The 8,675-nt window shown below is 64.3% G+C and carries 7 protein-coding genes and 1 tRNA gene; 4 read left to right on the top strand and 4 right to left on the bottom strand.

Going from position 1 to position 8,675, the window contains the following annotated elements:
• Positions 1–38: 38 nt before the first annotated feature.
• Positions 39–2,945 (top strand): valine--tRNA ligase, encoded by a 2,907-nt coding sequence (locus tag ABWP92_RS14960; RefSeq protein WP_353236192.1) that lies wholly within the window; start codon positions 39–41, stop codon positions 2,943–2,945.
• 88 nt (positions 2,946–3,033) lie between these two features.
• On the top strand, positions 3,034–3,921 hold the full coding sequence (gene galU / locus ABWP92_RS14955) for a UTP--glucose-1-phosphate uridylyltransferase GalU (protein WP_353236191.1): 888 nt from the start codon (positions 3,034–3,036) through the stop codon (positions 3,919–3,921).
• 54 nt (positions 3,922–3,975) lie between these two features.
• On the opposite strand, the gene ABWP92_RS14950 is transcribed toward galU, so the two are convergent.
• The gene (locus tag ABWP92_RS14950; RefSeq protein ID WP_353236190.1) at positions 3,976–4,857 is read right to left on the bottom strand and encodes a DMT family transporter; all 882 of its coding nucleotides are present in this window, start codon (positions 4,855–4,857) and stop codon (positions 3,976–3,978) included.
• A 98-nt stretch (positions 4,858–4,955) separates the two neighbouring features.
• Here ABWP92_RS14950 and ABWP92_RS14945 point away from each other — a divergent pair, with 98 nt between their 5' ends.
• Positions 4,956–6,278 (top strand): aminotransferase-like domain-containing protein, encoded by a 1,323-nt coding sequence (locus ABWP92_RS14945; protein ID WP_353236189.1) that lies wholly within the window; start codon positions 4,956–4,958, stop codon positions 6,276–6,278.
• Positions 6,279–6,339: 61 nt separating this feature from the next.
• Here ABWP92_RS14945 and ABWP92_RS14940 read toward each other — a convergent pair whose 3' ends face one another.
• The 3 genes from ABWP92_RS14940 to cysM are packed head-to-tail and all read right to left on the bottom strand — an operon-like array spanning position 6,340 to position 8,113.
• A complete protein-coding gene (locus tag ABWP92_RS14940) occupies positions 6,340–6,573 on the bottom strand; it encodes a sulfurtransferase TusA family protein (protein WP_502907551.1) in 234 nt (77 codons plus the stop codon).
• Between the two features lie 15 nt (positions 6,574–6,588).
• A complete protein-coding gene (locus ABWP92_RS14935) occupies positions 6,589–7,161 on the bottom strand; it encodes an NUDIX hydrolase (RefSeq protein ID WP_353236188.1) in 573 nt (190 codons plus the stop codon).
• Positions 7,162–7,207: 46 nt separating this feature from the next.
• On the bottom strand, positions 7,208–8,113 hold the full coding sequence (gene cysM, locus ABWP92_RS14930; RefSeq protein WP_353236187.1) for a cysteine synthase CysM: 906 nt from the start codon (positions 8,111–8,113) through the stop codon (positions 7,208–7,210).
• 53 nt (positions 8,114–8,166) lie between these two features.
• Between cysM and ABWP92_RS14925 the strand changes: the two genes are divergently transcribed.
• Positions 8,167–8,251, top strand: a tRNA-Leu gene (locus ABWP92_RS14925).
• The last annotated feature ends 424 nt before the right edge of the window (positions 8,252–8,675 follow it).

The following is an 8,675-nucleotide window of genomic DNA, read 5'->3' as shown; positions in this document are numbered from 1 at the left end:
ACGGCATCCCACGGGATGCCGTTTTTCATTGCATTGCCATGAGCGACAACAAGATTGCACAACCGGGCCTAGAAAGCCTCTCCAAATCCTTTGAACCCGCCGCCATCGAGGCCCAATGGGGCCCTGAATGGGAAAGGCGTGGCTACGGCAACGCGGGCTATCGCGGCACGGGCAAGCCCGATGCGGAGTCCGTCGCCGGACACAGGAATTTCTCCATCCAGCTGCCGCCGCCGAACGTCACCGGCACGCTGCACATGGGCCATGCCTTCAACCAGACGATCATGGACTCCCTCACGCGCTACTACCGCATGAAGGGCTACAACACCGCATGGGTGCCGGGCACGGACCACGCGGGCATCGCCACGCAGATCGTGGTCGAGCGCCAACTGCAGGACCAGGGCGTGAGCCGCTACGACCTGGGCCGCGAGAAGTTTGTCGAGAAGGTCTGGCAGTGGAAGGAAAAGAGCGGCAACACCATCACCACGCAGATGCGCCGCATGGGCGACACCGTGGACTGGAGCCGCGAGTACTTCACCATGGACGACAAGCTGTCCAAGGTGGTGACCGAGACCTTTGTGAAGCTGTACCAGCAAGGCCTGATCTACCGCGGCAAGCGCCTGGTGAACTGGGACCCGGTGCTGCAGTCGGCCGTCTCCGACCTGGAAGTCGAGAACCAGGAAAAGGACGGCTCGCTCTGGCACATTGCCTACCCGCTGACCAGCGGTGAAGGCAATCTGGTGGTCGCCACCACCCGCCCCGAAACCATGCTGGGCGACGTGGCCGTGATGGTCCACCCCGAAGACGAGCGCTATCGTGCCCTGATCGGCCAGACCGTGACCCTGCCGCTGGTGGGCCGCCAGATCCCCATCATTGCCGATGAGTACGTCGACCGCGAGTTCGGCACCGGCGTGGTGAAGGTCACCCCTGCGCACGACCAGAACGACTACCAGGTGGGCCAGCGCCATGGCCTGCCCATGATCACGGTGCTGACGCTGACCGCCAAGATCAACGACGAGGCGCCCGAAAAATACCGCGGCATGGACCGCTTTGTAGCCCGCAAGGCCATCGTGGCCGACCTGGAGGCGCAAGGCCTGCTGGTGGAGACCAAGAAGCACAAGCTCATGGTGCCGATCTGCGACCGTACCGGCCAGGTGATCGAACCCATGCTGACCGACCAGTGGTTCATTGCCATGAGCAAGGTCAGCGACCAGGACCCCACGGGCAAGAGCATTGCACAAAAGGCCATCGACGCCGTGGCCTCGGGCCAGGTGGAGTTCGTGCCCGAAAACTGGGTCAACACCTACAACCAGTGGATGAACAACATCCAGGACTGGTGCATCTCGCGCCAGCTGTGGTGGGGCCACCAGATTCCCGCCTGGTACGACGAGGAAGGCAACATCTATGTCGCCAAGAGCGAAGCCGAAGCCCAGGCCCAGGCGCCGGGCAAGACGCTGCGCCGCGATGCGGACGTGCTCGACACCTGGTACTCCTCGGCCATGGTGCCGTTCAGCACGATGGGCTGGCCCGACCAGACGGACGCCGCCGATGACAACTACAACCTGTACCTGCCCTCGTCGGTGCTCGTGACCGGCTACGACATCATCTTCTTCTGGGTCGCCCGGATGATCATGATGACCACGCACTTCACCGGCCGCGTGCCGTTCAGGCACGTGTACATCCATGGCCTGGTACGCGACGCGCAGGGCAAGAAGATGTCGAAGTCCGAAGGCAACGTGCTTGACCCGGTCGACCTGATCGACGGCATCTCGCTGGAGCCCCTGCTTGAAAAGCGCACGACCGGCCTGCGCAAGCCCGAAACCGCCCCGCAGGTGCGCAAGAACACGCAGAAGGAGTTTCCCGACGGCATCCCCGCCTATGGCGCCGACGCGCTGCGCTTCACCTTCGCGGCGCTGGCCTCGCTGGGCCGCTCGATCAACTTCGATTCCAAGCGCTGCGAGGGCTACCGCAACTTCTGCAACAAGCTCTGGAACGCCAGCCGCTTCGTGCTCATGAACTGCGAAGGCCACGACTGCGGACTCGTGGAACACACTCAGGAGCAATGCCAGCCCGGCGGTGAATTCGCGGGCTACATGTACTTCAGCCAGCCGGACCGCTGGATCGTCTCGCAACTGCAGAAAGTGGAGGCCGAAGTCGCCAGGGGCTTCGCGGAGTTCCGCCTGGACAACGTCGCCAACACGATCTACGAATTCGTATGGAACGAGTTCTGCGACTGGTACCTGGAAATCGCCAAGGTGCAGATCCAGACCGGCGACGAGGCGCAGCAGCGCGCGACGCGCCGCACGCTGATCCGTACGCTGGAGGCGATCCTGCGCCTTGCCCATCCCATCATTCCGTTCGTGACGGAAGAACTCTGGCAGAAGGTGGCGCCCGTCGCCGGCCTGCAGGGCGAATCGGTTGCCGTCTCGCGCTACCCCGAGGCGCAGCCCGCCAAGATCGACGAAGATTCAGTCGCCTACGTCGGCCGCATCAAGCAGATGGTGGACGCCTGCCGCACGCTGCGCGGCGAGATGGGCGTGTCGCCCGCGCAGCGGCTGCCGCTGCTGGCTGTCGCAAGCTCCGCGGCCGATGCCCGCTTCCTGCGCGACAACGCGGCGGTGCTCCAGAACCTTGCCAAGCTCAGCGAGGTCAAGGTGTTCGACGACGAGGCCGAATGGGCCCGGGCCGCGCAGAACGCGCCGGTCTCCGTGGTGGGCGACGCCCGCCTGGCGCTGTTCGTCGAGGTGGACGCAGCGGCCGAGAAGGCCCGCCTGTCCAAGGAGGCCGCGCGCCTTGAAGGCGAGATCGCCGGCTCCGCAAGAAAGCTCGCCAACGAGGCCTTCGTCGCCAAGGCGCCGCCAGCCGTGATCGAGCAGGAGAAAGGCCGCGTCGCGGAAAAGAGCGCCACGCTCGCCCGCATCAAGGAGCAACTGGCCCGCCTGGGCTGACAGTCCTGGCTCACCGCCCCAAGCAGCGAAAGGCGCGTCCCATGGCGCGCCTTTCATATCCAGATTGATAGACCGAAGGTTCGTACGCATGAGCAACCACACCCGCGTTCGCAAGGCCGTATTTCCCGTTGCCGGACTTGGCACGCGCTTTCTTCCCGCCACCAAGGCATCGCCCAAGGAGATGCTTCCGGTGGTGGACAAGCCGCTGATCCAGTATGCGGTGGAAGAAGCCTACGAGGCCGGCATCCGCGACATGATCTTCGTGACGGGCCGCAGCAAGCGCGCCATCGAGGACCATTTCGACACCGCCTATGAACTCGAGAACGAACTGGAGAACGCGGGCAAGCACGCCATGCTCGATCTGGTGCGCAGCATCAGCCCCGAAGACATGAACTGCCTGTTCGTGCGCCAACCGCGCTCGCTGGGACTGGGCCATGCGGTGCTGTGCGCGGAGCCGCTGGTCGGCAACGAGCCGTTTGCCGTGCTGCTGGCCGATGACCTGATGATCGGCAACGAAGGCGGCCCCGGCGTGATGGCGCAGATGACCGCTGCGTTCGCCAAGCAGGGCCGCTCGCTGCTGGCCGTGCAGGAAGTGCCCCTCGAGCAGACCAAGCGCTACGGCATCGTCAAGGGCGAAGCCGCCGGCGGCCCGCTGATGCGCATCGACGAGATCGTGGAGAAGCCCGCGCCCGACAAGGCGCCCTCGCGCATGGGCGTTGCGGGCCGCTACGTGCTGACTCCCGCCGTCTTCGACGAGATCCGCAACCAGCCCAAGGGCGTGGGCGGCGAAATCCAGCTCACCGACGCCATCGAGCGCCTGATGAAATCGGAAACCGTCTACGCCTACCAATACAGCGGCAAGCGCTACGACTGCGGCAGCAAGGAAGGCTTCCTGCAGGCCACGGTGGAACTCGCGCTGCGCCACCCGGACGTCGGCCCGAGCTTCCGCGACTATCTCAAGAGCCTGGACATCTGAGCCGCCGGCCCGATCCGGCCTTCATATGCGCACGCGGGCCTGGCGGCATGACCGTCAGGCCGCGAATTTTTTCGCACCCACCACGCACAGCACGACGCCGATCGTCACCGCCAGCATGGCCCTGCTCACCGGTTCGTGCAGCAGCCACCCGGCCAGCGCCAGGCCGAAGAACGGCTGCAGCAATTGCAGTTGCCCCACCGCCGCGATACCGCCCAGCGCCAGGCCACGGTACCAGAACACAAAGCCCAGAAACATGCTGAACAGCGCCACGTAGGCCAGGCTCAGCCAACCCGGCGCACTCACCTCGCCCATCCTCGCGGGCCACAGCCAGAGCATCGCCAGGGCCATCGCAGGCAATGACAGCACCAGCGCCCATGCAATGACCTGCCAGCCGCCAAGACTGCGCGCCAGGCGCCCGCCCTCGGCATATCCCAGGCCGCACACAGTGATCGCCAGCAGCATGAGCGCATCGCCCCAAGGCGCGGTGCTGACGCTTTCATGGACGGCGAATGCCGCCACCAGCGCGCTGCCGATCAACGAAAAGGCCCAGAACGCGGGCCGGGGGCGCTCACCGCCGCGCAGCACCCCGAACACCGCCGTCGCTAGCGGCAGCAGTCCGATGAACACGATGGAATGCGCGGAAGTCACATGCTGCAATGCCATCGCGGTCAACAGCGGAAAACCGATGACGACCCCGACGGCAACCACCGCCAGCGGCACCCATTGCCCTCGCGAAGGCCGCGCCTGCCTGCGCCACAGCACGATCGCCAGGGCCAGAAAACCGGCGATGCCCGCGCGCGCCACCGTCAGGAACAAGGGATCGAAATCGCGCAGCGCCAACCGCGTCGCGGGCAGCGAGCCGCTGAAGATCAGCACCCCCGCCAGCCCGTTCCACCACCCACTGTCCGCCACGCCTTTTGCCATTACCGTAGTCATCGTCCTGTCCCATCCGGATGTCGCCGCACAATCGCAGCGGGTGCATGGTAATGACAGCATTCAATACAATCAAAGAATTGTCATGGATACAATCAATCATGGCCGATGCACGCTACAAGGAAATCGTCGACCAGCTCGCCCGCCGGATCCGCTCGGGTGAATTGGCCGCGGGCACGCGCCTGCCCACCCATCGCCAGCTCGCATCGCGGCATGGCCTCGCCCTGGTGACCGCCACGCGCGTATATGCGCAATTGCAGGACATGGGCCTCGTGAGCGGCGAGACCGGGCGCGGCACGTTCGTGAAGGACCTTTCCCTGCCGCGCGGCCTGGGGGTGGACTATCCTTGCGTGATCCCGGGCCACATCGACCTGAACTTCAACAATCCCGTAACACCCGGCCAGACCGAGCTGCTGCGCACCGCCTTGCGCCAACTGGCCGGAGAGGGCGACCTGGAGTCGCTGCTGCACTACCAGCCTCACGGAGGCCGCGCCCGGGACCGTGCAGCCGTGGCCGCGCATCTGCATACGCGTGGGTTGCGGACATCGGCCAGGCAGGTGCTGCTGACCGATGGAGCCCAACACGGGCTTGCCATCACCACGATGGCCCTGCTGAAGCCCGGCGACGTGGTCGCGGTGGACGCTCTTACCTATCCCGGGTTCAAGCTGCTCGCAAGAACGCTGCATCTCGAACTGCTGCCGGTCCCCATGGCACGCAACGGGCCTGATCTCGATGCGTTGGAATCACTATGCAAACGCCGCCGCGTGCGCGCCATCTACACCATGCCCACGCTGCACAACCCCCTCGGCTGGGTGATGGGCCTGCAACGCAGGCGGCGGCTGGCGGCCATCGCACGCCAATTCGGCGCACTGATCATCGAGGACGCCGCCTACGCCTACCTCGAAAAAAACGCGCCGCCACCCCTGGCCGCGCTGGCACCCGAGATCGCGATCCACGTCAGCGGCCTATCCAAGAGCATCGCCACAGGCCTGCGAGTAGGCTTTGTCGTCGCGCCGGACCATCATCTGCCCGCGCTGGAGCGCTGCATCCGCGCAACCAACTGGAACACCCCCGGCGTGATGACCGCCCTGGCCTGCCGCTGGCTCGAGGACGGCACCATCGCACGGCTGGAAGCAGACAAGCGCAATGACGCCAGGGCGCGGCAGGAGCTCGTCACCCAAACGCTATCGGGCCACCGGCTGATTCGCCATCCCGCCTCATACTTCGTCTGGATCCCCCTGGGAGAGGAGCTGCGTGCGGACCTGGTTGCAGCCGAGCTGCTGCGTCGGCATATTTCCGTGTCGACCGCCGAACCCTATGCGGCCACGCCTTCGCCGCCCCACGCCCTGCGGCTGGCGCTGGGATCAGTCCCCATGGAGCGGCTGCGCACGGCGCTGATGGCGGTGCGCGAAGCCATTCAATGAGAAAGAAGACGCAACCGCGGGCGCCAGGACGGCCCGCGCTCCGCCCGCGGATCGCGGCGGATCAACGGCGGCGCAGGATGTGGATGAACTCGTCCCCCACAGCCTGCTGGTCCACCAGTTCATTGCCTGTCTGCTTGGAAAACGCCTGGAAGTCCCGCATCGACCCCGTATCGGTTGAAACCACCTTCAGCAACTGGCCGCTCGCCAACTCCGCCAGCGCCTTCTTCGCGCGCAGGATCGGCAGCGGGCAGTTCAACCCGCGCGCATCGACTTCCTTGTCTACTTGGATATCCATCATGTTTCCAGTCACTCAGTTCTTGGGCGCTTCGCCCTCGCCCAGGCCACGGCGGCGCTCCGCATTTTCCTCCTCGGTGAAGAACACCGGATCGTAGCCGCGCGACTTGAGCCAGTCGGCCAGCGCATAACCCGTTCCCGCCGGCCAGCACTTGAGTTCGCCCAGATTGACGAACTTGTAATCGACCAGCTCGGGCGACAGCCTGACCTCGCCATCCGCCACCACGTGATAGGCGATGATGACCTGGTTCATGCGCAGAAACTCGTATGCGCCCACGATGGAGATCGACTTCACGTCAAGGTTGGTTTCTTCCTTCACCTCACGCGCCACGCCCTCGGCAGGCGATTCGCCGGCCTCCATGAAGCCAGTGATCAACGCGAACATCTTCGGCGGCCAGGCCGCATTGCGCGCGAGCAGTACCCGCCCATTCACCTCAACAATGGCCGCCAGCACGGGCGTGGGATTGTTCCAATGCGTCCAGCCGCAGGCCGGACAGCGCAGCCGCTCCTTCTCGCCACCGTCCTCCATGAGTACCGTGGGCTCCAGGTCCGTCGCGCAGTGGGGACAGAAATTGGTTTCGTATTGCATGCCGTGCTTTTCTTCTTGGTGTGACCGCTTGCCGCGGTCCGGCGGATCAGGCGGGGAATACGCCCGTCGAGAGATAGCGGTCGCCGCGGTCGCACACCACGAAGACAATGGTCGCATTCTCTTCGCGCTCCGCGATCTGCTGAGCCACGACGCATGCTCCGGCCGCGGAAATGCCGCCAAAGATGCCTTCCTCGCGCGCCAGGCGACGGGCCATGTCCTCTGCATCATCCTGCGTCACGTACACCAGCTCATCAACCAGCGACGGCTCGTAGATCTTGGGCAGATATTCTTCCGGCCACTTGCGGATGCCGGGAATGCGCGACCCCTCCGTGGGCTGCGCGCCCACGATCTTCACAGCCGGATTCTTCTCCTTCAGGAAACGGGCCACGCCGGTGATCGTTCCGGTCGTCCCCATCGCGCTCACGAAATGCGTGATGCGGCCCTGCGTCTGTTCCCACAATTCAGGCCCAGTGGTCTCGTAGTGGGCGCGCGGATTGTCGAAATTGGCGAACTGATCGAGCACGACGCCCTTGCCCTGCTTGACCATGGAATCCGCCAGATCACGCGCATACTCCATGCCGCCGCTCTTGGGCGTGAGAACCAGCTCCGCGCCATACGCCTTCATCGTCTGCGCACGTTCGATGGACAGATCCTCCGGCATGATCAACACCATGCGATAACCCTTGATCGCCGCAGCCATCGCAAGAGCGATTCCGGTATTGCCCGAGGTCGCCTCGATCAAGGTGTCGCCCGGCTTGATCTCGCCACGCTCCTCGGCTCGCCGGATCATCGAGACAGCCGGCCGGTCCTTCACGGACCCCGCAGGATTGTTGCCCTCGAGCTTGCCAAGAATCACATTGCCGCGAGCGGCACTGCTTTGCGCCCCAATGCGCTGCAGCGCAACCAGCGGAGTGTGGCCGATTGCGTCTTCGATGGTCGGATAGGAATTCATATCCCAATACTGTGCCATAATTCGCGCTTCAGCGAGTTCACGCGCCATACATAGCCCGAGTGGTGGAATTGGTAGACGCAGCGGACTCAAAATCCGCCGCCGCAAGGCGTGCCGGTTCGATTCCGGCCTCGGGCACCACAGATAAGGCAGCACAGTTCCATGAACGTGCGGCCTTTTTCTTTTCCCCTCTGTAGAACAGGTTTGACTCGTCCATGGACGTCCATGGAAGCTTGCCAGAATCCAGGGGGGTATCTGGGGGTATAAATGGGACTACAAATGGGGTGTGCATTTCCCTGGATTTGGGGGTATATGCCCCAAAGAGTCCCTCCGCTCCACGGCCCTGAAAGCGAATTCAGAAGGGCCACAACGGCGCGTCACTCGAATCCCAGCTCAAGAGGGGGCGTGACCCAACAATCCAGCCATCGCTCCCTTGGGAGCATCGGCGAACCGTCGGCGCCCTCGTTTCGAATTACCCGCATCTGAATGAATTAGCACGGACGGCAATGATGAGATTCTTGCCATCTACCTACCCGACGGCCAAACGCGCGAAATGGTTCTGCGC

The organism is Diaphorobacter ruginosibacter (genome assembly GCF_040396215.1).
Lineage (GTDB): Bacteria > Pseudomonadota > Gammaproteobacteria > Burkholderiales > Burkholderiaceae_C > Diaphorobacter_A > Diaphorobacter_A ruginosibacter_A.
Note: the sequence above shows the minus strand (reverse complement) of the source record. Positions and strands in the feature narration are given on the sequence as shown.